Annotated in this window: 23 protein-coding genes; 7 read left to right on the plus strand and 16 right to left on the minus strand. The window is 35.9% G+C overall.

Annotation, left to right across the window (positions count from 1 at the left end):
- Window positions 1-58: 58 nt before the first annotated feature.
- From pilM to ABMA76_RS07600, 4 genes are read left to right on the plus strand one after another with little or no spacing between them, the layout of a single operon-like run.
- The gene (gene pilM / locus ABMA76_RS07585) at window positions 59-1,636 is read left to right on the plus strand and encodes a pilus assembly protein PilM (RefSeq protein ID WP_392907447.1); all 1,578 of its coding nucleotides are present in this window, start codon (window positions 59-61) and stop codon (window positions 1,634-1,636) included.
- Window positions 1,636-2,253 carry a hypothetical protein gene (locus tag ABMA76_RS07590; RefSeq protein WP_392907444.1) on the plus strand — a complete coding sequence of 206 codons (618 nt, stop codon included), beginning with the start codon at window positions 1,636-1,638 and terminating at the stop codon, window positions 2,251-2,253. Before pilM ends, ABMA76_RS07590 begins: the two co-directional genes overlap by 1 nt.
- Window positions 2,253-3,212 (plus strand): type II secretion system protein GspN, encoded by a 960-nt coding sequence (gene gspN / locus ABMA76_RS07595; RefSeq protein ID WP_392907441.1) that lies wholly within the window; start codon window positions 2,253-2,255, stop codon window positions 3,210-3,212. The genes ABMA76_RS07590 and gspN overlap by 1 nt, the downstream gene beginning before the upstream one ends.
- 35 nt (window positions 3,213-3,247) lie before the next feature.
- Window positions 3,248-4,219, plus strand: coding sequence for a polyprenyl synthetase family protein (locus tag ABMA76_RS07600; protein ID WP_392907438.1), 972 nt, complete (start codon window positions 3,248-3,250; stop codon window positions 4,217-4,219).
- Here the strand turns inward: ABMA76_RS07600 and ABMA76_RS07605 are convergent.
- The 4 genes from ABMA76_RS07605 to ABMA76_RS07620 form a co-directional block, all read right to left on the minus strand.
- Window positions 4,178-4,612 (minus strand): MerR family transcriptional regulator, encoded by a 435-nt coding sequence (locus ABMA76_RS07605; RefSeq protein ID WP_392907435.1) that lies wholly within the window; start codon window positions 4,610-4,612, stop codon window positions 4,178-4,180. The genes ABMA76_RS07600 and ABMA76_RS07605 overlap by 42 nt on opposite strands.
- A complete protein-coding gene (locus tag ABMA76_RS07610) occupies window positions 4,613-5,017 on the minus strand; it encodes an integration host factor subunit alpha (RefSeq protein WP_084710483.1) in 405 nt (134 codons plus the stop codon).
- A 296-nt stretch (window positions 5,018-5,313) separates the two neighbouring features.
- On the minus strand, window positions 5,314-6,780 hold the full coding sequence (locus ABMA76_RS07615) for a DNA gyrase subunit A (RefSeq protein ID WP_392907432.1): 1,467 nt from the start codon (window positions 6,778-6,780) through the stop codon (window positions 5,314-5,316).
- Window positions 6,781-6,804: 24 nt separating this feature from the next.
- Window positions 6,805-8,997 carry a toprim domain-containing protein gene (locus ABMA76_RS07620; protein ID WP_392907430.1) on the minus strand — a complete coding sequence of 731 codons (2,193 nt, stop codon included), beginning with the start codon at window positions 8,995-8,997 and terminating at the stop codon, window positions 6,805-6,807.
- 121 nt (window positions 8,998-9,118) lie between these two features.
- On the opposite strand from ABMA76_RS07620, the gene ABMA76_RS07625 reads away from it, so the two are divergent.
- The gene (locus ABMA76_RS07625; RefSeq protein ID WP_392907428.1) at window positions 9,119-9,679 is read left to right on the plus strand and encodes a hypothetical protein; all 561 of its coding nucleotides are present in this window, start codon (window positions 9,119-9,121) and stop codon (window positions 9,677-9,679) included.
- On the opposite strand, the gene ABMA76_RS07630 is transcribed toward ABMA76_RS07625, so the two are convergent.
- Window positions 9,653-11,410, minus strand: coding sequence for a DEAD/DEAH box helicase family protein (locus tag ABMA76_RS07630; protein WP_392907426.1), 1,758 nt, complete (start codon window positions 11,408-11,410; stop codon window positions 9,653-9,655). The two genes, ABMA76_RS07625 and ABMA76_RS07630, sit on opposite strands and share 27 nt — an antisense overlap.
- A gap of 207 nt (window positions 11,411-11,617) precedes the next feature.
- Here ABMA76_RS07630 and ABMA76_RS07635 point away from each other — a divergent pair, with 207 nt between their 5' ends.
- Together ABMA76_RS07635 and ABMA76_RS07640 are read left to right on the plus strand one after the other, a co-directional pair.
- Window positions 11,618-12,223, plus strand: coding sequence for an iron-containing redox enzyme family protein (locus ABMA76_RS07635; protein ID WP_392907424.1), 606 nt, complete (start codon window positions 11,618-11,620; stop codon window positions 12,221-12,223).
- Window positions 12,224-12,235: 12 nt separating this feature from the next.
- The gene (locus tag ABMA76_RS07640) at window positions 12,236-12,982 is read left to right on the plus strand and encodes a hypothetical protein (RefSeq protein ID WP_393061298.1); all 747 of its coding nucleotides are present in this window, start codon (window positions 12,236-12,238) and stop codon (window positions 12,980-12,982) included.
- On the opposite strand, the gene ABMA76_RS07645 is transcribed toward ABMA76_RS07640, so the two are convergent.
- From ABMA76_RS07645 to ABMA76_RS07695, 11 genes are all read right to left on the minus strand, one after another.
- Window positions 12,966-14,309: a sensor histidine kinase gene (locus tag ABMA76_RS07645; protein ID WP_393061300.1), complete on the minus strand. Its 1,344-nt coding sequence runs from the start codon at window positions 14,307-14,309 to the stop codon at window positions 12,966-12,968. The genes ABMA76_RS07640 and ABMA76_RS07645 overlap by 17 nt on opposite strands.
- Before the next feature lie 215 nt (window positions 14,310-14,524).
- A complete protein-coding gene (locus tag ABMA76_RS07650; protein ID WP_393061302.1) occupies window positions 14,525-15,370 on the minus strand; it encodes a hypothetical protein in 846 nt (281 codons plus the stop codon).
- Window positions 15,371-15,379: 9 nt separating this feature from the next.
- Entirely contained in the window at window positions 15,380-16,195 is an 816-nt protein-coding gene (locus ABMA76_RS07655; protein ID WP_393061304.1) for a ThiF family adenylyltransferase, read from the minus strand.
- A 140-nt stretch (window positions 16,196-16,335) separates the two neighbouring features.
- Window positions 16,336-17,745, minus strand: coding sequence for a sensor histidine kinase (locus ABMA76_RS07660; protein ID WP_393061306.1), 1,410 nt, complete (start codon window positions 17,743-17,745; stop codon window positions 16,336-16,338).
- A 207-nt stretch (window positions 17,746-17,952) separates the two neighbouring features.
- On the minus strand, window positions 17,953-18,807 hold the full coding sequence (locus ABMA76_RS07665) for a hypothetical protein (RefSeq protein WP_393061307.1): 855 nt from the start codon (window positions 18,805-18,807) through the stop codon (window positions 17,953-17,955).
- A gap of 61 nt (window positions 18,808-18,868) precedes the next feature.
- Window positions 18,869-20,209, minus strand: a complete 1,341-nt coding sequence (locus tag ABMA76_RS07670; protein ID WP_393061309.1) for a sensor histidine kinase — start codon at window positions 20,207-20,209, stop codon at window positions 18,869-18,871.
- A gap of 422 nt (window positions 20,210-20,631) precedes the next feature.
- Window positions 20,632-21,858, minus strand: a complete 1,227-nt coding sequence (nqrF, locus tag ABMA76_RS07675; protein WP_392907404.1) for an NADH:ubiquinone reductase (Na(+)-transporting) subunit F — start codon at window positions 21,856-21,858, stop codon at window positions 20,632-20,634.
- Between the two features lie 28 nt (window positions 21,859-21,886).
- Window positions 21,887-22,498: an NADH:ubiquinone reductase (Na(+)-transporting) subunit E gene (gene nqrE / locus ABMA76_RS07680; RefSeq protein ID WP_392907401.1), complete on the minus strand. Its 612-nt coding sequence runs from the start codon at window positions 22,496-22,498 to the stop codon at window positions 21,887-21,889.
- Window positions 22,499-22,511: 13 nt separating this feature from the next.
- Window positions 22,512-23,129, minus strand: coding sequence for an NADH:ubiquinone reductase (Na(+)-transporting) subunit D (locus ABMA76_RS07685; protein ID WP_392856353.1), 618 nt, complete (start codon window positions 23,127-23,129; stop codon window positions 22,512-22,514).
- Entirely contained in the window at window positions 23,129-23,902 is a 774-nt protein-coding gene (locus tag ABMA76_RS07690; RefSeq protein WP_392907399.1) for a Na(+)-translocating NADH-quinone reductase subunit C, read from the minus strand. The genes ABMA76_RS07685 and ABMA76_RS07690 overlap by 1 nt, the downstream gene beginning before the upstream one ends.
- Window positions 23,903-23,912: 10 nt before the next feature.
- Window positions 23,913-25,112, minus strand: a complete 1,200-nt coding sequence (locus tag ABMA76_RS07695; RefSeq protein WP_392907396.1) for an NADH:ubiquinone reductase (Na(+)-transporting) subunit B — start codon at window positions 25,110-25,112, stop codon at window positions 23,913-23,915.
- Window positions 25,113-25,117 lie beyond the last annotated feature (5 nt).

Here is a 25,117-nt window from a genome sequence, read left to right on the forward strand (position 1 = left end):
GCAAATTTTTCATTCAAAAAAAAACAGCAAAGTTATTGAAATTTGGTAAAATAAATTTATGAGTATTTTAGTAATAGACTGTGGTGCCTACAGTATTAAATTTGTTGAAGGCCGAGTACACAAAAAAAGATTCATTATTGATGATATTGAAGAAGTTCTACTCGAAGATGTTCGTGGCCCTAGTGACCAAGAAGTCTCTGTACACGAACTTCAACAAAGAATTATCTCTGGTTTTTTAAAAGACCAACACTATAACGGTCGTATCATTACTCAATTACCTAACGAGTTTTTAACGAATCGTTACCTAGATCTTCCAGCAAAAAGTAAGAAAGATGCTGAACTGATGATCCCTTTCCAACTAGAAGAGGATCTACCATTTAATATTGCTGATACTCACTACATAGTTAATCTTTATAAGAAAATTAATAGTCAATTTTCAGCTATTGTTCAAATTGCAGAAAAAAGTGTCTTTGCAACTTATCGAAACTTTTTACAGGCCTATCATACAGTGCCTTCGAACTTAACTTCGGAACTTAGTGTTTATCAAAGTTTTGTCGAAGAAAAGAAGTTAGAATCAAATGTATGTATTCTAGATATTGGCCATCAAACGACAAAAGCATATCTTATTTACAATGGCATTATATACACTCATCATATTTCATATGTAGCTGGTGCCGCCATTGATGAGGCCATTTCTAAGACTTATAATATCGGTCCTGCCGAAGCAAGAATTTTCAAACACGAAAACAGTTTCTTTTTAACAAAGTCTCAACTGGATAGTGTGACAAAAGAGCAGCAAGACTTTGCTCTAATGATGCACCATACTTTTAAAGACCTTCTCTCTCAAATTGATCGCTGGCTATTAGGTCATCGAGTTAAAACTGGTCAAAGCATAGAGCATATTTACTTAACAGGTGGATGCGCTAACATTAAGAATATTGATAACTATATTACAGAAAGACTTCATGTTAGTGTTTCACAATTTATGACTCCTGGTCTTGAGAGAATGGTTTCTCCACAGGAGTATAACTCTCTTGCACTCGCCTATACAATGGGTGTATCAAACACATTTAGAGAGCCTGCAAAAAACTTTTTCACAAAAGAGTTTGCATCTGCACTGAAAGATGGAATCAAGTTAGAAAATACAATTTTTACTTTCTATCGTCTTGCTCTTGTCTGCCTAATTCTTTGTGCTGGTTTTTTAGTAGAGTCACTCTATTTCGTAAACCGCGATATAAAGGCCACTGATAGAGAGATTAAGAAACTTATCAAATCAAGTGATCTTAATATTACGAAAAAGCAGGAGAGATATCTTAGAAAATCACCTGATAAATTAACAAAGATCATTAAGCAAAAAAATAAAGCGATAGAAGTTGATTTAAAAGTATTAGCAGGTGTACCAAAGTCGAGTGCTCTTGCAAATCTACATACTATTACAAGTGCAATTAAAAGAAATGAAGAAGTTTCTCTGACGAAATACAAAGGTGATCTTAACTCTGGTTTTGCACAATTCCAAAGTAAGAGTGATCGCGATACGAAGCAATTACTTAAAGTTCTTAAAGGTCTTAATGTAAACGATGCTAATATTGACGACTCAAATAAAGAAAAGATTACAATTAGCTTTAAAGGTAAATAATGACACAGAAAAGCGTATTTAAAGAAATTGATGTCGCTATTGATAAGCAAATTGAAGAAGCTAGAAATTCTGGTGTTTTTCAATCGTTTGCCGATCAACTCCGCTCTTTCACAGAAACTGAGCAGAAAATAATTAACCAGGTCCTTTCTGGTCTTGTCATTATTATTCCAATTATCGCTCTTTTTGGTGTCTTTATCTTTAGAACCATCAAAGTAAACGATTTAAATACAAGAAAAGAATTGGAACAAACAATCATTAGCTTCAAGGAAGGAAATATTAAGCTTAAGGCCCAAGAAGGCCCCATCGTTATCAATGATGCTATTTATGAAAAGTCTGATTTTATAAGTAAATTAAATAACGCAACTTCAAGACTTAATATAAAAGGAAATCAACTTAATGTTGATGGCTTTCAAAAAGAAAACCTTGGTGGATCAATAAACCGAATTGAAACAAGTATCATGATTGATAAGTTCACTAATAAGGCCTTTGTTGGTCTCTTAAATGAACTTCATCGAAAATTTAAAATCATAATCACTGAGATCGACCTAGAAAAAACGGCAGATGGAAAATTCGTTTCGGGGAAATTCCTTGTTGAATTTTACGCAAAGGTTAATTAATGCAGGATAACTTAGGTAATCAAAAGAATAATATGAGTGAAGCAGCAGAACAAACAGATATTTATAAGATCAATAAGAAGACAATTTTTCTAATTTCTATTTTCGCCTTCTTATCATTATTTTTTGGCTTTATCTTTAACTTCTCTGTCGAAGACAAGATTATGAATCTCGTTTACGATGGTTTAAGAAAGAATCGTAGCTGCCCTATCTACTATCAAAGTGCTAGTTTAAGTTACTTTCTGCCAGGGATTAATTTAAAAGAAATTGATATTTCATCTCGCTGTTTAAACTCTCGCTCAGGACTTTTGATTTCAGAAGCCGATATCTCTCTAGGGCTTCCAAGTATTGCTCCAATGGGACTTACTTTTAATACTGAAATTAATAAAATTGCAGGACTTGATAATCAAATCAACATTAAATCAATTCATAATTTTTCAACACAATACTTAAAAGTTGAAAATACGGTCATTAGCTTTGATGCTCTTGCTCCACTAATGAATAACTTTAAACTTGATGGAACAATCAACCTTAATGCACTTGTTAGCACAGACCTTAAGGCCATTAAAGACCTTGATATCTACCTGACTTCTAAAAACTTTGCGATTCCGACACAAGTTATCCAAAGTTTTGAGCTACCTACTCTTGCAATTAATAATCTATCATTCAAGGCCCACTCTGAAGAAGGCGGAGCTGTTGAAATTCAAGAGCTTATTATTGGAGACAGCAACTCACCTATTCGAGCAAATGCCAGTGGTACAATCACTCTTGATAAAAGAAATATCAGAAACTCTCGTCTTGATATCGAGGCGCAGGTAAAATTCACACCAGAGTTTATTGAAAGCTTTGCTATTATCAATCTTCTTTTAGGCAATGGTACTCCTGATGAGCAAGGTTTCTATCACATGAAGATTGATGGTACTCTTGGACGTCCAAACACACCGAAAATGATTAAGCGCTAGTTGACTAAAGGCCAACTTTAAAGCATCTTAATTCAATGCAAAATCAATCTGTATTAGAGCTTAAAGAAGCAAGGCAGCAAATTGAAGCTGACCTAAAACTATTTATCGATCAAAATAATTATCAAAATTTCTTTAGTGAAATTTATGATTATTCTCTCCTACCTGCTGGAAAGTTATTTCGCCCTATGCTGGCCTATGCAACAGCTAAAGACTTTGGTATAGACTTTAATGATGAAAGGCTTAGAAAGTCAGTTAAGAGCTTCTCATGTGCATTAGAGATTCATCATACATATACTCTGATTCATGATGATATGCCTTGTATGGATGACGATGAATATCGCCGTGGGCGACTTTCAACTCATGCAAAGTTTGGCCAATGGCAAGCACTTCTTGCAGGAGATGCACTTCAATCTCTTAGCTTTAATTTAATTAATAAGATTAATGTAAAGAATAAATATGAGATTTTAAATTATGCGCATTGGTGCTTAGGAGCAAAAGGTCTCATCCTTGGCCAGGCCTTAGACCTCGGTCACCACATGACAGAGAGCTTTAAGAATCTAATCCTTACTCATAAGTTAAAAACTGCACGTCTTATCCAACTCTCAATAGTTGGCCCTTATCTTTTTAATGACGATGCAAATTTAGAAACGGCCAAAGCGCTTCACCGTTTAGGTCACCATATGGGCATAGCCTTTCAACTTCTTGATGATCTTTGTGAACTTGAAGATGAAATCTTAAGTGAGCATGAGGAGGCCATTAATCCATGGAAAACAAGACGCCAGGACTGTTTTACAGAACTACAATCTAATCTCGAATATATGAAAGTATTTTTTGAAAAGTACGCGTGCGGAAATATCCGTTTAGTATACGGAGAATATCTTGGAAAGATACTTAGTATTATCGAACCTAATAAAGAAACAATAACTGGTCACTTAAATGTAGAGACAGGCACTAGGCCCGCCTCTTTAGATCCAATTATTTCTTTGTTGAATACTTTGACTCTTTAGGTTCAATTGATTAAGGATGCTCTTTGCTTGCTCAAGTTTATCTAAATCAATATTGTAATTTACAACCTTTGATTTAGAAGACTTTGCAGGCTTTGTATTTAACTTCTTCTTAGAAGCTCCACTAGTTTCTTTAGAAAGATCAAGTTGACCTCTTAAAACTAGCTTAGCTTTCTCAATAGTCATTTTCTCTTCAAATAGAAGGCCTTTAATTTTTGCCAACATTTGAATATCTTTTTGTTCAAAAAGTTTTTGACCAGTTGAAGAAACGAGAGGTGAAATTTCATCAAATTCACTTTCCCAAAATCTTAATACGTATGGCTTAACGCCAACGATTGAGCAAACTTCATCAAGTTTAAATAACGATTTCTGTGGAATCGATAATGTTTCTAGCATTTAAAATCCGTTTTCGCTCTCAAAGTCATCATCAGTATCATTCCTGAATGATGTTAGTGCTTTTGGAGTTCCTTCCTTAGGTGCAATTGAAGTGTCTTCCTTACCTTTATCGTCGATACGGTGTACGTAGCGTCCAGTAATATCTTCCTTTAGAACCTGTGAAGGTTTAAAAGTAAGAACACGTCTTGCAGAAATTTCCATCGCCTCACCTGTTTGTGGGTTACGGCCAACTCTTGATGCTTTATCGCGAATTGAGAAGTTTCCAAAACCAGAAATTTTTACTTTTTCCCCGCGGGCCAAAGTATCTTTAATTACCTTAAAAACTAAGTCTACAAGATCAGAAGCTTCCTTTTTAGAAAACCCTGCTTCCTTATAAACTCGTTCGACAATATCAGCTTTAGTCAAGCTCATTGCATTCCTCCATGAATCAAAAGAACCTTTATATATTAATAGGTTAGCAGAATTATGAATATTTCACAAAAAAAATTTTGTGGGAAATATATTTCATTTTAATAACTTAGGCTTTTTTAGTGTTAACTCGTCAATTAAGCCAGTTTTAAGAAAAGCTTAAGTTGAGCAACTAAACAAATACCATGTACCATGTTTATATCAACTTCTTCTTGTCAAATTGGCGTATTGACATGAACAATCCCCAGCACAAGTTTTACACTTCTGCTGGGGATTTTTTATTTCCGAGTTTTTTACTTAGACTTTTTCTTAACGGCCTTCTTCTTGGCCTTTTTCTTACCAAGCTTTTCTTGATCCTTAGCAATCTTCTTAAGAAGCTTGTGCTTTTCAGCATCTTTCTTCTTGAGCCAGTCAGTTAATTTCGTATCAACTTCATTAAGTTCTTCGATAAGTTTCTTGGCGACAAGCTTTGGAGACTTTGCAATTTTTGTATATTCATTAAGTCGCTTAGTCTCGTCCTTAACTAGAAGCTTACGCTTTTCTACTTCATCCTTTGTCATACGATAAATTGGCATATCAGCTAGATAGTCAGAGTAAACATATTTTTTCTTATCTAGGTATTCAACAAATGACTTTCTATTCTTAGACTTCGTCGCCTTTTCATACTCTTTGTTTTTAATGAACTTAATGATCTCATTATTCTTTGTAATTGAATCCTTAAGGTCAAGACAAAGAAGTTCATATCGACGAGTTACAACTTTAAGCCTTTCGCCAGTGAAAATTTCAATAATCTCTTCGGCCTGATCAAAGATCTTAACACCTCGCTCAGAAATCAGCGTGTAGTTTGGTGATAGAGATGAAGTTGCTCCAACTGTATCCTTCACTTCCTTAAGAGTAACTTCTTGTCCTTTCTTAAAAAGAAGTTCGATATTAATTTCATTATCAACTGATGCATCAACAAAATCTTTAATGAATCCACTATCAATGAACTTTGTTAGGTGGCGATAGATTTTCTTAGCATCATATCCACGAGGAAGTTCCGTAATAAAAAACTTCCCATCTTTTTCTTCAATACTCATTTCAAAAGTAAGCTTACCGCTCTTCTTGTCAACATGAATAGGAAGTGAATAATTATGAACGTACGGTTTAAGCTTCTTCACTTTCCCAGTTTCAATAAAAGAGATCATCGACTTGATTAGATCTTTGTGATGAAAACTTGGAATCGTCGAAGAGAAACCAGTACCAATCCCCTCTGCACCGTTAAGTAACATAAGAGGAAGTTTAGGAAGAAGCCCTACAGGCTCCATCGAACGCTCATCATAATTTGGGACCATTTCAACTTGATTCATATCATCAAATAAAAGTAGATCCGAAACCTTCCCTAGCTTACATTCAATATACCTTCCGGCCGCAGGATCCGTTTCCATCCTTTCACCGAAGTATCCTTTCTTATCAATAAGTGGATAGTTATTTGAGAAGGTATAGTCTTGGGCCATATTAACAATCGCCGATTCGATTGAAGCTGGACCGTGAGGGTGTAGAGTTAGAACTAAACCAGTTGCCGCAGAAACTTTTAAAAGTCCCTTCGACTGATTTTTCCAAAGAGTATATAAAATACGTCTCTGACCTGGCTTTAGGCCATCTTGAAGATATGGGATCGCACGATCCATAAGTGTGTAGATCTGATATGTACGATACTCATCTCTTACGATATCTTCTAGGTTTACTGATTCAAGTGAATGAAGATAAGTTTCTTGCATTATTTATTTCCTTCCAAATACTTTTTAATCAAGATAATCAATCATGTCCGCTAGGCCACCAGTGGCCGCTTTCTTAGCGACGGCCTTTTTGGCCTTCTTCTTTGCAGCTTTTTTTGCCGTTTTCTTAGCGGCTTTCTTTGCTGTTTTTTTCGCTACAGTTTTTTTAGCAGTCTTTTTTGCTACTTTCTTTGCCGCCTTTTTGGCCGGCTTAGGCTTTGTTACAACCTTATCCTCAGAAATCGCTTCAGACATTATTTCAGATTGATCTTCATCAAGAAGTAGATCTTTTCTCAGATTTGTATCCTTACCAAAACAGATATTAAGCATCTCCTTGGCCTTAGACTTCTGGTCAATTACAATCTTAGTGTACTCATCCTTAGATAAAACATACTTCCAGGCTTCTGGTGACATCTCACCAAGTCCTTTATTTCGATGAATTTCTTTAATCTTTACTTCACCAGCATCTCTAAATTCTTCAAGTTCCTTATCTGATTCAAAGTAAAGAGTTTTCTTATCTGTCACGACTTCAAAAAGAGGTGCCTTCGCAATTTGAATTGCACCCATCTCAAATAATTCAGGCCAAAACTGATAGAAGAAATTCGTTAAAAGCGTATTAATGTGTCCACCGTCAACATCCGAGTCGGCAAGGAAAACAATATTTGAATAGCGAAGCTTTTTCTCATCAACTTCTTGCCCTAGAACAAGACCAATTGATGCCATGATGTCAGAGAATTCCTGATTATTTAGAATATCTTTGATACCTGCTTGGGCAACGTTCATCGGTTTACCACGAAGAGCAATCCCACCTTGGTACAGCTTATTACGAGCAGACCTTAAACCACCAATGGCCGAGTCCCCTTCGCAAATAAATAGTGTACAAAGCTCACGTTTTTTTCTTTCGTTAGCATCAAGAAGTTTCTCAACTCTTTGTCTCTTTTGCTTACGTCCTTTTGACGCTGCTTCCTTAAGAACTTGATATTTATGACGAGACTTCCCTCTTTCAATAACAACTTCAAGATAGTCTTTATTCTTTCTCATGAATTTATCAATAGACTTGGCCATTAATTCTTCAAGGGCCTTCTCAAGATGTGCATCACGAACTAACTTACGTTTTGTTTGTGATTCAAATCGAGGGTTTGGCATCGTTACACCAAGAACAAAAGTTAGACCAGAAAGAATATCGTTATCAACTAACTTAATTTTCTCTTTCTTTGCTTGGCGCTCTAACTTATCTTTTACAGCATTGATAAAGATTCTTCTTACACGATCATGGTGGAAACCACCGTCATAAGTAGGAGTTGAGTTAACAAAAGAGATAAACTTTTCTCTCTCCTCACTCCCCTTATCAATTGTTAGAGAAAGAGACATATCGATCTTTCCCTTAACTTTTTTCTTTTTCGTATTTATTGTCTCATAAATATAAGTTGTCTCACCAAAGTCGTGAGCATTTGCTTCATCAATTCTTTGAGCTAATTCATATAGCCCTTTTTGATAATGATATTTTTCACCATTGAAGTAAAAAGCAAGCCCTGGATTATTATAAGCAAGGTCAATAATACGCTTTCTTAAAAGGTTTTCATCGATCTTATTGTCTTTGTATACCTCTTTGGCCAGTGTTACTTGGATTGAAACACCTGAAGCGCCTTTAAAAGTCTTTGGTTTAGTTTGCGTAACCTTAAGAGCACCATCAATGAACTTCGTCGTTTGCTCTTTTTTAGAGTTATAGTGCTTAATCGTAACAAAAAACTCATCGGCCGTAAGACAAGTTGCAGCGGCCCCTAGACCGTTTTGTCCAAGAGTTCGATGAAGAAAGCCCTTCTCATCAGTTTCTTCATCTTTAAATTTAGAACCAGTTCTAAATTCTGAATAAACCTGTTTGACTTTATTTAGTGGAAAACCAATTCCGTTATCAGCAACAGTAACTGTTTTTCCATCTTCACTTAGTGATGTGTGAATTTCCGTAACGTGTCCACGATAATATTCATCAATACAGTTATCTAAAAGCTCTTCAATGGCCTTTGACTTTGCTTGGTGAAATTTAACAGTTTTAAAATCGACTGACTTATCTTCGTAGACATATGTCTCTAAATCTTCAATATCATTAGAACCAAAGACGAGCGTAATACGGTTTCGACAGTGCCATCTTTGATCCTTACTCTCAATGACAGCGTCTTTCGTCTTACCTTTACGATTCACTTTTTCAATGCTGCGTCCCATGCTTAAATTTTCCCCTATCTTAGCTTCGTGCTATAATGAATTTACTATAAAGAATAAGGGAAACTTAAAGGCCTTGAAAGTTACAACGCGTCAACCATTGATAATTACAGTAGTTTTTTACTTGATTTTGCTATTTTCAAATCTCGCAATCGCCTCTGATTTCAAGGGGATTGATGCAGACATCAAAGAAATTTTAGTTGATAAAAAAAGAATTTACCGAAAGGCCATCGTTAAGACTCAAGAAAACAAACAAAGTTTAGATTACCAAATATATGGAATTCATCCAAATAAATGCAAGATTGCGTTAAGAAAATTGTCGCGCTACGAAAAATTCAATGAATATATCGACCTAGTAAAACTGTCGGGTTACTCAGAAAAGAAGAAAGAAATTTATCTCTATCTCGATCATACTTTGATGCCATTTCCCATGTCTCTAAATTTTAGAATCCCACGTATCACTAAACCTGGAGTCTACCCATTCACATTTGATAAGGGTTTTTTAAAAGGCCTAAAAGGTGAAATCAATGTGAGACAATTATCGGACGGGCGCTGTCTCTTTTTTTCGAAGAGTTATTGGCGAGGTGAAAAGTCATCGATACCAGACACTCTTTTTGAAATGTTTTCTGAAACACTGGGAGAGCTTGCGATGGAAAAGCTATTTCGTGTATCTCGCAGACTTTAGTTCTTCGATAAAAATTTTCTCTCTTATTTGCCAGAAACGTTGCTTCTTACGAGCAATCACAAATTTGGGTTCTCTAAAATACTTACGATCCTTTAAGATTTTATCAAGATCATCAATATAATACTTAAGCTCAGGCGTTTTTAAGTGCTTCTTAACAAATGCGTGATAGAAGGCCATCTGTTGCGATTTATTATTTAACTGATAATATTCTTTTAACGACTCTCCATTTACATCAAAATAACTCACTTCTAGAGAGCGCCCCTTCTTACCTTGATGCTCATTAAATATCATCTCCTCAACTCGCATAATGTGAGCATCTTTAAGCTGCATGGCCTCTTTAAGCTTCTTATCTGCATCACGAAGCTCATGCTCACAATGCGCACAAACGTGTGCACTAATATCGTTACTTTGACCGCAATTATCACAGCTTTTAAAGCGAAATAAAAATCCACATTCCTCGACACTCATATCACTTTCATCAATATGAATCCCCTGGCACTTTCGGCCATAGTGTTCAGTGATTCCACCTTCGCTATCAACCTTGCCCCAAAAGATATTAGCGTGCCCACAATCGGGACACATAACTTGAACCTCTTGAGTTTCACCACTTGGACGAGTTTCACCCACCTCCGGCCTAAAAATATCGTGATCAAGTCCTGTGTAATCGAGAATTAAACAGTCTTCTTTTCCTTCATAAAGCCTAAGTCCACGGCCAACAATTTGTTGATATAAACTAATAGATTCTGTCGGACGAAGAATAGCAATTAAGTCCACATGGGGAGCATCAAAACCTGTAGTTAATACTGAAACATTAACTAAAAACTTTATTTTTTGATTCTTAAAATCTTCAATGATTTGGTCGCGAATCTTTTGATCAGTTTCACCTGTTACAATTGCGCTAGAGTCTTCAGGTAAAAAGCTCAAGACTTCATTGGCATGCTTTACTGTGGAAGTAAAAAGCATCACTCCATTTCGCTCTTTTGCCTCCTGGACGATATGCTTAACAATCCCAGGTGTAACACGAGCGCTATCATTCAAAATCTTTTCAATTTCTTGAGTTAAGAATCTGCCAGAATTCTCATTTACTTCAAGTTTTGAAAAGTCATAGCAAGCAACAGGAGAATCAATTTTTATTGGCCTAGTTAAATAACCATTTTTAATCATATAACTAAGTGGCAGTTCATAAATACAATGCTTAAAAAAGCGCTCTTCTTTTGTTCTTAGAATTTCATGATAGTGGTAATTATAAATCCACCCCATTCCAAGGCGATATGGTGTTGCCGTAAGACCAAGAAAGAAAACCTTTTGGTTCATTTCTTTGAGCTTATCAAATACTTGTTGATATTGAGACTCTTCTTCTAATGAAATTCTGTGACACTCATCGATGATAATAAGAGAAAAATCTTTGAAAAAGTCCTCAGGTGCACGCGCAATAGACTGAATGGAACCAAAGATAACCTTATCGTCCTTATCCTTTCGATTCATGGAAGCAGAAAATATCCCGGCCTTTAAGTCATAGGACTCATACTTTGCATGATTTTGTTCGACTAGTTCTTTTACATGGGCCATGACCAGAACTCGACCTCGAGCAATGCGTGCAAGCTCAGCGATCACTAAACTTTTTCCAGCACCTGTTGGTAGAACAATAAGAGAAGGATCAGCACATCGTCTGAAGTGAGACACAACCTTGTCTACAGCTTCAACTTGATAATCCCTGAGTTTAAACTTCATCTCTAAAGATTAGCAAAAGAGAGCTAATCAATGAAGAAAAATAAGCTAATAAATACAGTTACTTGCTGTGGTATCACCTAATAATTTTGGCACAAAACGGAAAACAAAATATATTTAACAGGCAATTTTCACACACTTGGCCAAACAAATAAAGACAACAATAAATTTCAGTTACCATTTATCAACTAACTTAACGAAGGACGTAGGATGAAAAGTGAGTTTGATATTTATGAAAAAGTAAAAAATTACCCGTGGGAGAATGAATGTTTTGTAGCAGAGTATCTGGCACAAACCTACTTTTACGTATCCCATTCAGAAAAATTACTTTGTTTAGCAATGGCACGACTTGATGACGATAAAATATTTCGCCGTTTTAAGGAGCACTTGAATGAAGAGAGTGCTCACGATAAATTGGCCATAAGAGATCTGCAAAGATTTGGGTCAAATATTGAAAGTCATCAGGAGCATTCTTTAACGAAAGCATTTTATCAAGGCCAGTACTATCAAATTGAGTATAAACACCCTCTTGCTTTAATGGGCTATATATTTTTCTTGGAAGACTTAGTTGCAAAAGCTGGCCCATACGTCCACGAGAAAATAAGTGCTTCAAGTGGCAGGATTTCTAGCTTTATTAAACTACATTACGAGGAAGATGAAGACCATGTTGAAGAAGCGAGAAAATTAATCGAATCCCTACCCAAAAATATTCAAAAATACATTGCTGAAAACAAAAGATACTCTCAAGAGATATTCTTCAATATCCTAGATGCAATTGAAGCAAATATCGAAGAAAAAGTTAATACTGCAGCATAAGTAGGAGCCAAAATGAAGAGTATCGATATTAATGACTTAGAACTTATTATTCTATCACCAAGAAATACTGATTTGAATGACCCTCTCTATTGCTACTATGAGCAATTTTATAATGATTGGAAGCATACGTGGACTAGTGCATATAAGAAGCTAGGACTTAGGGAGGGAGATATTGAGCTTTATTCAGATGAGCTCTACAAACAAGATGAGCTCGTTGCAATTTACTACAAGGGAGAATTTGTTGGAGGTGGCGCCAATACAGTATTTAATCTTGAAAGCAATATAGATCAAAGCTCATCATACTTTAAAAACTGGAATGATCTTATCAAAAAACAAGTACTGAATAAGATTGAAGGGAATCATATTCTGGCATGTGGTAACTTTACTATCACCTCAAAATTTAATACTAAGAGTGATGAATTCCCATGGAAGGCATTAGTGCTTGTGACACTGATGGAGAGATCACTAATGCAAAATAATGGACCAATCATTTCTTGTACCAATTCCAATAAGAAAGTATCGCAAGCAAGTATATCAGTTGGTGCAAGAGTATTAGTGGAAAATCAGCTTTTTCAATTTTCAAATGGAGCACAAGACTATGTTGATATTCTCTCAACAGATCCAAGTATAATGAGAAAACTTCGCTCTACACATCCACTTTTTAAAATAACAAAGCAATTATTTAAAAAATTCAAATCAAATAGCGACTTGGAAATAAATTTGGATTCTATTTATGAAGAACTTACTGCAGTAGCGTAGACTGCACAACTTGTTCTTTAGGCATTAGGCCATTAAGAAACTGAGTAGCGACTGTTGGTATTCTTATATCAATAGTCGTTCCCTTATCTTTTCGAGATGTGAATTCAATCTCACCTTTTACACGGTCAACAACGAAACAAACAATACCAAGCCCCATACCAGTACCCATTTCGTGATTAGTCCCACTACTAGAGGTAACCTTACTATAGGTTTTGACCTCATTTACAATGTGCTCAGGAATCCCCTTCCCTGAATCCATTACCTGTATATGCATCATATCCATACACACATTAATACTTAAATGAACCTGTGAGCCTTGTGGCGAAAATTTTAATGCATTCGAAAGTAAGTTACCGAGAATTGTTTTAATTAAAACTTCTTCGCTAATAGGAATATTAATGTCATCACTCTCATTCTTTAGCGATTTAACGAGCTGAATTCCTTTTAAACGATAAAGATCCAAGAAGTTGTTTTCAATCCGAGAAAGAATATTAACCATACTAACTTTATGACTGATGCCTTTCTCACTTTGATACTGTTTTCTAACCTCTGTTTTAAATCTTATTAGCTCATTTAACCTTTCATTGGCCTTTTCAACGAAGGAGATATCATCTCTTTTTATTGCTCGGCTTAGACTAAAAGATAGGTAATTCAAATCATTGGATGTATCGTGAATCAAAGTTTTATACAGTGTATTTGTAAGCTTTAGCTCATCTTTTAACTCTGCATCAAGAATAACTTTCTTATCTAAAATCATCAGAAAGAAGCAATACATAATTAAAATATAATTTAAGACAGCAGCACTCCATCCCCATAACTCTGTCCCGGGTACAAAACGAAAGACAGAAAACGAAATGAAATTCAGTGCACCTAGTGACATAACAAAGACATAGAAGAAATTTGTAAGAGAACTTTTTCTTTTAAGAATATAGTAGATTACAGCAAACCCAGGAGAATATGCACTCAAGACCAAGGGAAGACTAAAGATTGTAAAGTCATCTGTCCAAACAGCTAGAAGAAAACTAAAGGTAATCCCAATCAAGTGCAAGAGGCCAAAGTAGCGAAAACTTAATCTATTTTGTCCCGCTAAAATATAATTACTCAAGAAAAATATCGGAAAAAACTGAAGGCAAAAAGATGCCGCCGCCAAATGAGGTGTTACACCTACAGTGAAATTAATAAAGTATGCCAAAATGACCGTCACTAGAAACTTCTTAAAATCAAGATAGTCTTGATATCGATCAACGGCAGATACGAGAAATACACTCGCAGTACATAGTACTAGGAAGCCTAATAAAATAGCATATAAAATAATAATTGAATCCACGAGTGTTCAGTACCATAAACAAACAAAAACAAATATACTTTATTAAGACAGTGAATCTTTTTCAGTCTATAAGTATCTAATTTTACAGACTTCCTAAGAGGTAGTTAATTTAATTTAAGAATAATTATCATTTAAACACATTATTTATTTACATCAACTTTTTTAAGTAACGGCCTAAGTGTAATTCTCATACCTCAAGCCTAATTTTTAAGTTACTAAGCTATTTTTTCGACCTCTGTGTGCTCATTTAATTTTCTCTCTTGGCCATAATACTTTGGTGGCTTTTTAAAGTGTAGAAAAAGACTTGTAAGTAAGTAAGTTTTTAAAAGTTCAAGATATCCAGATTTTGAAACTTGTACTAAATCTTCTTCATTTTCATAGTCAATAATACTATGGCAAAAATTTTGATATTCAATATTATTTGCTCGACTCATCTGAAACATATTCGTTTTAAATCCCATCTTCTTACAAGGAGACTTAAGAACAAAGCGATAAGGGTCAATACTGCACTCTTTTGGGTCCTGAAACCACTTCTTAATGTAAAACTCTTCGAGGAGTTTAACGACGTTGATATAGTCTTTCGGAGGCTTCTTAATTTGACTCTTTGGAGATGGCCAAACTTTGTGACTTATTTTATCGAATGCTTCAATTGCAGCAGGTGTAGCAGATATATTTGTCGTATAAAAATTCTTATGTTTTTTGAAATATTCTAACTTATTGAAACATGCCAACATGGCCATTGCATCATTACCTGTATATGAATTTGCAACCATAATTCCAACATGAAGAATATTAACAGCACCATCTTCAATTAAATAATTCATCAAAAATGAAATATCCTTACCACGTGTATGAACAACTGAAACAATAATATGACTCAGAAAGCTTTTTATTTCATCCATATCCTCTAATTGAAGATATCTAATATTTACTTTTTTCTTAGAAGTATTATTAATTTCTATAATTGAACGGTACAAACGCTTCAAGTTAAAATCATCTAAATAAAGGCCAGGCCTAAAATATGTTTTGAAGGAATAGCTCCCCCACTTTACCTCGTTCATAAATGCTCCTTAGGCAGCTTTCTTACCTTCCTTAGACTGTGTCCCAGCATTAATTAACTGAAACTCATATTGGTCAAAGAACACCCCTAAGTGGTCTGTATGTGGGAGGCCACAAATGACTTTATAAGCTTCATTTGCCATTAGTACACCAGAGAGCCAAACAACAGGTGTAAAGCTTGGTCTAGTAGCTTCTTTAGTAACAATTTTATCAACGAGATCTTTAGAAATATATTTATAGGGAGAAAGATGACTAAAAGTAAAATCAACCTCTTCCCTTACGGCCTGATTACACAACTCGGGTGTTAATTCATCAATACTCGTATTCTTTGTACATAAATCTAAATATTCCTCCCAATGCGGAGAATCGGGAGTCATAACAAATACCGAGGCGAATGGTGTTATCCATGCATCAACAATAGTAATACTTTTTCGGCGAGCTGCTCGCTCTAAAATTAGCGAATAAAACATCTCGTCCATACCATTGATAACAATATCAACATCATCTAGAAGCGCTTCAATATTGTCTTTTGTAACACCTTCGTTAAATGATTCAATTTCAAGATCAGGGTTTATACTCCTGAACTCTTCTTCTAAGACATCGACTTTATATCGATCGTAATTTTTTGCATTACAGTGGATTTGACGATTTGAATTATGGGCCTCATAACGATCGAAATCTGCAATTTTAATTTTTCCTATTCCCATACGTACTAGAACTTCGCTAGCGACTCCTCCCATACCACCAACACCACAAACTAATACAGATGCTCCTTGCAACTTATCTTGATCTTCTTGAGTAATTAATCCAATATTTCTTGAAAACATCTCTACCCTCCAGTTAACGTGAGAGTATAAATTAAAATATATTTTTTGGAGAATTTGGGGAGTTACAACGGGGCCTTTTCAAGACCTCAGCAAAAATACTTGGCACACACTAGTGATACTTAATACTTACGAGATGAAAATTAAGACTTAGAACTTTGACTATCGAGATAGAGTACATTGTTAAAATCAGTTTCTTCTTGAGAAATATTTTTTATTAACTCAATTGACGTTCCATTTCCTAGGCTCGAAGAAATATTAACCTTGAATCCAAGCGCATTAGCAGTATCCATGATGATACTCATACCATGTCCAGATCCCTTCTCACCATTAGTTCCCTTTGTAGATCCAATTAGACCAACATTCTTTTTAATTAACTTAAGCTTCTCTTCAGGAATACCTACACCAAAGTCAACGATTCGTAGACAAAGGTTTTCATCACACACAGATACAGAGAAAACAATACTGTCATTCATATGTGAGAACTTAATAGCGTTATACATGATATTAGAAATTAAGTTATTTTGGAGGGCAATTTTATTAGTATAGATCGTAAAATTTTGATCGATTTTAAAATCATGAATAATTCGTACACCCTTTTGAATAGCAATATCATCATATTCTGTTACAGCTTCTATTAAAAGGTCATATAAGTTGATCTCTTCGAGTTCAAAAAGTTCACCATCAATATGCGTCGTTACAATTGAGTTTTGAATGATACCCTTAACTGAATTTGAAAATTGATTGATCTTATGAACTGCTTGATCATAATCACCATTTTCAATTCTCTTCTTAGCAACTTCAAGGCTTAGGAGCTTATTTGCGACGTCATGGTGAAGCGTACGATTACTTAGATTTAGTTCTGTATTTAACAACTCTAAGTTCTTTCGGTACTCTTCAAGCTCTAGATTTTGCTTTTCTAAAAGATTTGAATATTCCACATTTTTCAAAATAACTTCATGAAGTTTTTTCTTCGTGAAGAAGAAATTATATAAAAGATTTGGAATACTCACTTTTGCAAAAGCAGCATTTCTGACTGAAAATACAACTCTATCTTCAACAATTAGGTATTTCACTTTTGAATATGTACGACACCCAATAAAATTGACAGGGATTGTTTTAAAAAGCTCAACATACATATTGATAAACTCGTGAAAGATATGAGTTGAATCTGAAAATTCAAAAATAATTTGAAAAGAATCTGAACTTAATTTCTTTGTATCAATCTTTATATTTGTATAAAGCATTTTGAAAGACAACTTCAAAAAGAATTCATAAAGTAAGCTATAACTAATGAAGTAAGTAACGATGTCAAAGAATGGCTTAATAATTCTATTTGAAACACCTGTATTACTGATAATTTCTGTATAATTTGGATACTTCTCAGAAAAGAAGATCGTAATGTCTTTAAACTCTTGCCACGTGATGCGTGACTTTACATCTAAAAGATTTTTATCTTTAACAGGAAGCTCTGCTATAAAGTCATCAACAGAGTCACCCATTGACCTTACACCATCAAAATATGCGACTAATGCCTTATTACTTACTTCCAATTAAACACACCTTATCGATCAATAAATACTGATTATCACTACAATAATTAAAATGGCAACTTAAGATACATCTTTAACTCTGTACCATAGTTTATATTGTACCCTTTGATAAAAATTCTTAATAGCGATGCAGAACTTGCCGAGAACATCGGCCAATTAAAAGTATTTCTATTTAGATTGGATTAGAGTCTCAAGAGATAGGTCTCGTTAAATACCTTCAAAGCATTTTTGCAATAAGTCACCATACTGTCTTCTTGCAACCTCTAGTAAATCACTTGATTTTGCAGGGGCATGGTAATTTTCAACAAAGTGCTGATAAACATCCGAGCGGTAAGAATCTGGAAAGTTCTTATCTTTGATATTGAAGTCCTTACCTTTCACAAAAATCGTATTAGGAGTGAAGACAAATGCAAAATTTGAAATATTCAATGTGTCTTTAAAGCGAATATCACCATCCGGAAAAAGACGTTCCTTAATTTTCTTCAGGCCCTTCTTCCCAAAGCACGTATTTTTATAGCTATTAATACCATGAGCAATATAGATATCTTGAAGTTTACTCTTAATTCCCAAGATTAAATCAGAAGCGGTATAACCAAAGAATTCATGGGCAGCAATATGAGCATTCACACCTGGAATATTTCTTGAAAACCATAGTTGAGTATTCTTTAGGGCTATATCAGAACGCGTGCGACTCCCTTTTATTAAAACGTCAAAATCCGCATGCATTAATTCATGAAAAATAGTCGATGCTAAAATAGAAAACTGATACTCTTGGCCCGTTGGAAAATCAGAAGAGCTAACAATTCGATCTCCACGCCAATTCTTCTGACGTAAAACGATCGTATTTGTTTTGTCATTATAGGTAGCTTCTGCACCACTTTTATTCATTAACCACTTTTCAAAAACATTAGGTTTTCTGACTCTAATCTTTTGAATAACATCATCTAAGCGCGAAAGTTTTAGCCCTAATTCATTTTCTAATGAGTTTGAAAACTCCGAAATTGTTACGGGAGAAGTTGCCAGGACATAAGTGGAAAGTAATAAAGTAAGTATCGATTTCATATCCATAATTAGACTCAATTTCCCTTCATAAGACTAGTTTTGTAAGAAAAGATAAGAATCTTTAAGCGTGTGATATAACATCATTTCCACGGTTATTACGCTTATTACCTAATGTATCCGTCAATTGATTAGAAAAAGGAATTTTAACAATGACTTTGGTTCCACTTTTCATACTCACAAAACTAATCTCACCATCAATTCTTTTAATGATGTAACAGAGTATACTAAGACCCATACCACTTCCCATTTCATTACTTGTACCACTACTAGATTTCACCTTAGAAAAGTTTGTAACAGATGAAACAATATTTTCGGGAATACCTCCACCAGAATCAATCACACTAAAATACAAGTGTGTCTTATCATAGCTCATTGAGAGATAGACTTTTGATCTTGGATCGGAGAACTTTAAGGCATTCGAAACAAGATTTCCAAGTATGGAGTTAATCAAGCTCTCTTTACTGATCGGTAGAGAGGCTTCTATATGCTGATGTGGGTATGTGACGACTAACTGCACTCGCTTTCGATTAAAGTCATCTTGATAACGAGTTACAACAGAATTTATTAACGTTGAGAGCTCCACATCATATGAAAGTTCTTTTTCATTAAATTGCTTACGAATTTCTGACTTAAACTTGATGAGTTCACTTAATCGATCATAAGCTAACTTTACATAGGTCAAGTTCTCATCTTTTAAAGCCCGCGAAAGACTCAATGACAAAAAATTTAAATCATTTGAGGTATCGTGAATAACGGCTTTATAAATTGCATTAACGAGCTTCAATTCTTCTTGTAATTTATAATCCCCATCTACTTTCTTTTCAAGAATCTTAATTAGAAGACCTAACATGATTGCGACATAAGTAATAACTCCAGCACTCCACCCCCAAATACCTGAGCCTTGTATTTCAAAGGCAAATGGGTATGAAAATGTCACAATTCCTGCGATAGCAAAAATAGTAAAATAGAAAAAATTAATAACTTGCTTTATTCTTTTACCAAAATGAGCTAATGCATATAGGCCTGGAGAAAAACTCCCGATGGCAACGGCCAGAGAATAGTATTCAAACTTATTCCCTAATAAATACAATGATAGGCCAGTAATCCCACATAAGACAAACAAACTCAATATCTCAGTTCGAAAATGATTTAGGCGGTTATTTAAAAAGAAGTTACATATCAAGTATAGTGGAACGAATTTTAAAGCAAAAAATATGACATCGAGTTCAACCCATTGAACAAAATAGAAACGTAATGCATACAAGATGAAATTGAAGATTAACGCTATCTTAAATTGTCTATAATCACTTTCTTTATCAACCAAAGCAACGACATAAGTACTGACAACACACAGAAGTAGAAATGATAAGAGTACGATATAAAGAGTTGTCATATTATCCATACATAAAAACTAACATAGTGGAATATATGAACAATTGAAGAAAGGATAACTTAGCTTAACTTAAGTTTTCGACATGCGTGACATACCGTCTATCCTGGACATGCGTCCGCTCTCGGCTCCTGCCTCCGCGGACATACCGTCCCTCCTGGACATAAAAGCCAAAGATTGAGGCAACCAACCGGATAAACCTCAGAACATCCTGCGGTAAAAGTGCCCCAAAGGGCAGTTTTGATGCAGAGATGGATGTGATTCAAGAAAGCTAGCCGCAGGCGCGGCTTTCGGTTTAAGACACAGAAGGAGCTGGTCCCTTTGCGCTTGAGACAACAAAGCCAGCTTAAAAGCTGGCTTGTTGAAGTTTAATTTCATTTCAGGCGATGGGCGCCCTAACTGCGTCATATCTTCGCTTTGCGAAGATGCCGCAGTTAACCCCCAAAATCGTCGAGCATGATATCGTCTCTCTCAACCCCTAGGTCAAGAAGCATATCGATAACACACTTGTTCATAATTGGAGGACCACATAGGTAGTACTCACAATCTTCTGGAGCTGGGTGCTTAGCAAGATACTCATCGTGAAGTACTTGGTGAATGAACCCAGTGTAACCTGTCCAATTATCTTCCGGTAGTGCATCTGAAAGTGCAACGTGCCATGTGAAGTTATCGTTCTCAGCTTGTAGGCCATCGAAGTCTTCAACATAGAACATTTCTCTAACTGAACGAGCACCGTACCAGAAAGTCATCTTACGTTTAGAGTGAAGTCTCTTAAGTTGGTCGAAGATGTGTGAACGCATTGGCGCCATACCAGCTCCACCACCAACAAATACCATCTCTTTATCTGTTTCGCGTGCGAAGAACTCACCGAATGGACCAGAGATTGTAACTTTATCACCTGGCTTACAGCTAAAGATATAAGAAGACATTTTCCCTGGAGGAGTTCCTTTTGGAGCTCTTGGAGGTGGAGAAGCAATACGCACGTTAAGCATAATGATTCCCTTCTCTTCAGGGTAGTTTGCCATAGAGTAAGCTCTGATCGTTTCTTCATTAACAGTTGAATTGTACTGCCAAAGGTTGAAATGATCCCAGTCACCACGGTATTCTTCTTCAATATCGAAGTCTTTATAATCGATTGAAAGTCCTGCAGGTCTTTCAATTTGAATATAACCACCAGCTCTAAATGGAACTGACTCACCTTCAGGTAGTTCAAGTACAAATTCTTTAATGAAAGTAGCAACGTTGTGGTTAGATCTAACCGTACATTCCCATTTCTTTACACCAAAGACAGACTCTTCAACTTCAACTTCCATATCAGTTTTAATACCAACCTGACATGCAAGCCTTAAGCCTTCGCGAGCTTCTTTCTTAGAGATATGTGACATTTCAGTTTCTAGAATTTCTCCGCCACCTGAGTGTACGTGAACCAGACACTGACCACATGTACCCCCACCACCACAGGCAGAAGATACGAATAATTTTTGATCAGCAAGAGCATTTAGTAACTTTCCACCAGCTGGAATGTGAACTACTTTCTCACCGTTAATTGTTAGCTTAACGTCACCACTTGATACTAGCTTTGATTTAGCAAAAAGAATTACTAAAACTAGTGCTAGAACCACAACGGTAAACATTAAAACACCAAGAATAATTGCATTCATAATATTTCCTTTTTATTACTTACCGTTACTAAAGTTGGATTCCTGAAAAACTTAGGAAACCAAGTGCCATTAGACCTACAGTGATAAAAGTAATACCAAGACCTTTTAGACCATCTGGTACATCACTGTACTTCATTTTTTCTCTAATACCTGCAAGAGCTGCAATCGCTAGGGCCCAACCAAAACCAGAACCTAGACCGAAGACAACAGACTCTCCAAAAGTATAATCTCTTTCAACCATAAATAATGAACCACCCATGATGGCACAGTTTACAGTAATTAGAGGAAGGAAAATCCCAAGAGCGTTATAAAGAGCTGGCATATACTTATCTAGGAACATTTCTAGGATTTGTACCATCGCCGCGATAACACCGATGTAACAAATTAGACCGAGGAATGAAAGATCTGTACCTGGAATCCCTGCCCACTCAAGAGCGTTCTCTTTTAGTAAGTAGTTATAAAGTAGGTTGTTGATAGGGATTGTAATTGTTTGAACAACTACAACCGCAACACCAAGACCTAGAGAAGTCTTAACCTTTTTTGAAACTGCTAGGAATGTACACATACCTAGGAAGAATGCTAAGGCCAAGTTCTCAATGAATACTGCTTTAATAAATAAACTTAAATAATGTTCTAACATATTTCACCTACCCTTACATTTCTTCTACTTGATCTTTCTTCCAAGTACGTAGTCCCCAGATGAAAAAACCAATTAAGAAGAATGCAGATGGTGCAAGAAGTGCCATACCATTAGTTTGGTACCAACCACCTTCTCCAGTTGTTGCTAAAATAGACATTCCAAAAAGTTTTCCTGAACCAAGAAGCTCTCTGAAAAATCCTACAAATACTAGTACGAGTGAATAACCGATTCCGTTACCAATACCATCAAAGAATGACATGATTGGAGGATTCTTCATCGCATATGCTTCCGCACGTCCCATAACGATACAGTTTGTAATGATTAGACCAATATAAACTGACATCGATTTTGCAACGTCATAAACGTAAGCTTTTAGAACTTGATCTGTCACGATTACAAGTGAAGCAATAATCGTCATCATAACAATGATACGAATTGCACTTGGAACGTGGTTTCTAATTAAAGAAACGAATAAGTTAGAAAATGCACATACAACAGTTACGGCAAGACACATAACTGCTACCGATTCCATCTTTGTTGTAACCGCTAGAGCAGAACAAATACCAAGGATTTGAAGTGCAATTGGGTTATTTTCAAATAATGGAGAAACTACTGTTTCTTTAAAGTTCATTATTCACCCCCACCTTGTGTGAATTTATCGATGAAAGGTCCAAATGCATCGTCACCCATCCAATAGCGAACAGTTCCTGTTACACCATTAGCAGTAAGAGTTGCACCTGAAAGTCCATCAATATCAAAGCTGCTTGCTTTACTAGCAGCACCCTTAATTACTTGAATTTGTGGTTTACCTGCATCACCAAAGATTTTCTTCCCTGGCCATACCGATCTCCAGTGTGGGTTATCAATTTCACCACCAAGACCTGGAGTTTCACCGTGAGAATAGAAACCAATACCTTTAACAGTATTTAGATCAGTCTCAAGAACTAGGAAACCATACATTGTCGACCAAAGACCTTTACCGTGGATTGGGAAAACAACAGACTTGATTTCTTCACCAGCTTTAACAAAGTAAACTTTTGCATACTTTGCACGGAACTTGATCTTCCCTTTGTCTTCCGACGCAGGAATTGCATAGTTCATTTTTGGATCTTTAGCAGCTTTTACAGCATCGTACTTTGTCACATCAATATCTGTTACATAGTCACCAGTTTTAAGATCAACTAGTTTTGCTTCGATTTGCTTATATGCTTCTAAGATCTCTTTCTTTTGAGCTGTAGCTTTTACAAGACCTGCAGTCATCAGAAGGTTTTTCTTAACATCTAAAACTTTATTCTCATCTTGAAGTGGCTTCAGTGAAACCGCTGACCAAGATACGACAACTGAACAAACAACACATAGGATTGTTGCTACGATCAGAGTTTTTGCAGTACTATCATTACTCATCACTGCCCCCTTAAGCCGTTTTGTATCCGTTTGCACGTTTCTTGATATTTCCTTGAATAACAAAGTAATCAATTAAAGGTGCAAAACAGTTTCCGAAAAGGATTGCAAGCATAGTACCTTCTGGGAAAGCTGGGTTAATAACACGAACAAGGATAACCATGAAACCGATTAAAGCACCATAGAACCAGTGTCCTTTGTGTGTCATAGAAGCTGATACTGGATCAGTTGCCATAAACACTGTACCGAAAGCAAAACCACCAATCACTAAGTGCCAAAGTGGAGTTACTGAGAACATCATATTTGTATCAGAACCGATAGCATTTAAGATTCCAGAAGTAACAACTGCTCCAAGAACCATTGAAAGCATAATTCTCCAAGAACCGATACCTGAAATAATTAGAACCGCAGCACCGATTAAACAAGCAAGAGCTGAAGTCTCACCCATTGAACCTGGCATAAATCCTAAGAATGCATCTTGCATTGAAGTTGTGATTGCTCCAACACCACCAAGTGCCGCTTGAGAAAGGGCCGTTGCACCAGTGAAACCGTCTACTGCTGTCCATACTGCATCACCTGAAATTTGTGCAGGATAAGCGAAGAAAAGGAAAGCACGAGCAGTTAGTGCTGGGTTAAGGAAGTTCTTCCCTGTACCACCGAAAACCTCTTTACCGATTAAAACACCAAAAGAGATCCCTACAGCAACTTGCCATAGAGGGATTGTCGGAGGAAGAGTTAGTGGGAAAAGCATCCCAGTAACAAGGAAACCTTCATTAATTTCGTGACCACGTACGATCGCGAAAAGTGCCTCCCAGAAACCACCAGCAATTTGCGTTACTAGAAAAATTGGGAAGAAGTAAAGGAATCCGTGTAGAAGGTTTGCTACAAGGCTATCTGGAGAGAAGCCTGCACCAAGTGCTAAAATGATATCAGCACGCCAACCTTCAGGAGTCATACCAGCTGCAGCTAAAGCTGAGTTGGCCTGAAAACCAGTATTGTACATTGCCATAAACATTGCTGGAATAAGAGCAATAGCAACAGTGATCATTAATCTTTTTAAGTCAAGTGCATCTCTAACATGAACTGAACCTTTCGCCACTCCACCTGGAGTATAAAGGAAAGTATCGATCATTTCATAAACAGCATAAAACTTTTCGAACTTCCCGCCTTTGGCGAAATTATCATGTTGAGAATCTAGAAGTTTGCGCAACATTGTAT

Origin of the sequence: Halobacteriovorax sp. ZH5_bin.2, assembly GCF_043196375.1 — a bacterium.
Taxonomy (GTDB): Bacteria; Bdellovibrionota; Bacteriovoracia; order Bacteriovoracales; family Bacteriovoracaceae; genus Halobacteriovorax_A.

Excerpts from the sequence above, each read along its gene's own strand:
- ABMA76_RS07615 (WP_392907432.1), bottom strand. The coding sequence starts at position 6,780 with ATGCAAGAAACTTATCTTCATTCACTTGAATCAGTAAACCTAGAAGAT.
- ABMA76_RS07690 (WP_392907399.1), bottom strand. The coding sequence starts at position 23,902 with ATGAGTAATGATAGTACTGCAAAAACTCTGATCGTAGCAACAATCCTA.
- ABMA76_RS07665 (WP_393061307.1), bottom strand. The coding sequence starts at position 18,807 with ATGAAATCGATACTTACTTTATTACTTTCCACTTATGTCCTGGCAACT.
- ABMA76_RS07695 (WP_392907396.1), bottom strand. The coding sequence starts at position 25,112 with ATGTTGCGCAAACTTCTAGATTCTCAACATGATAATTTCGCCAAAGGC.
- ABMA76_RS07635 (WP_392907424.1), top strand. The coding sequence starts at position 11,618 with ATGAAAAGTGAGTTTGATATTTATGAAAAAGTAAAAAATTACCCGTGG.
- ABMA76_RS07600 (WP_392907438.1), top strand. The coding sequence starts at position 3,248 with ATGCAAAATCAATCTGTATTAGAGCTTAAAGAAGCAAGGCAGCAAATT.
- ABMA76_RS07590 (WP_392907444.1), top strand. The coding sequence starts at position 1,636 with ATGACACAGAAAAGCGTATTTAAAGAAATTGATGTCGCTATTGATAAG.
- ABMA76_RS07620 (WP_392907430.1), bottom strand. The coding sequence starts at position 8,997 with ATGGGACGCAGCATTGAAAAAGTGAATCGTAAAGGTAAGACGAAAGAC.
- ABMA76_RS07605 (WP_392907435.1), bottom strand. The coding sequence starts at position 4,612 with ATGCTAGAAACATTATCGATTCCACAGAAATCGTTATTTAAACTTGAT.
- ABMA76_RS07650 (WP_393061302.1), bottom strand. The coding sequence starts at position 15,370 with ATGAACGAGGTAAAGTGGGGGAGCTATTCCTTCAAAACATATTTTAGG.
- nqrE (WP_392907401.1), bottom strand. The coding sequence starts at position 22,498 with ATGTTAGAACATTATTTAAGTTTATTTATTAAAGCAGTATTCATTGAG.
- pilM (WP_392907447.1), top strand. The coding sequence starts at position 59 with ATGAGTATTTTAGTAATAGACTGTGGTGCCTACAGTATTAAATTTGTT.
- ABMA76_RS07640 (WP_393061298.1), top strand. The coding sequence starts at position 12,236 with ATGAAGAGTATCGATATTAATGACTTAGAACTTATTATTCTATCACCA.
- ABMA76_RS07685 (WP_392856353.1), bottom strand. The coding sequence starts at position 23,129 with ATGAACTTTAAAGAAACAGTAGTTTCTCCATTATTTGAAAATAACCCA.
- ABMA76_RS07630 (WP_392907426.1), bottom strand. The coding sequence starts at position 11,410 with ATGAAGTTTAAACTCAGGGATTATCAAGTTGAAGCTGTAGACAAGGTT.
- nqrF (WP_392907404.1), bottom strand. The coding sequence starts at position 21,858 with ATGAATGCAATTATTCTTGGTGTTTTAATGTTTACCGTTGTGGTTCTA.
- gspN (WP_392907441.1), top strand. The coding sequence starts at position 2,253 with ATGCAGGATAACTTAGGTAATCAAAAGAATAATATGAGTGAAGCAGCA.
- ABMA76_RS07655 (WP_393061304.1), bottom strand. The coding sequence starts at position 16,195 with ATGTTTTCAAGAAATATTGGATTAATTACTCAAGAAGATCAAGATAAG.
- ABMA76_RS07670 (WP_393061309.1), bottom strand. The coding sequence starts at position 20,209 with ATGGATAATATGACAACTCTTTATATCGTACTCTTATCATTTCTACTT.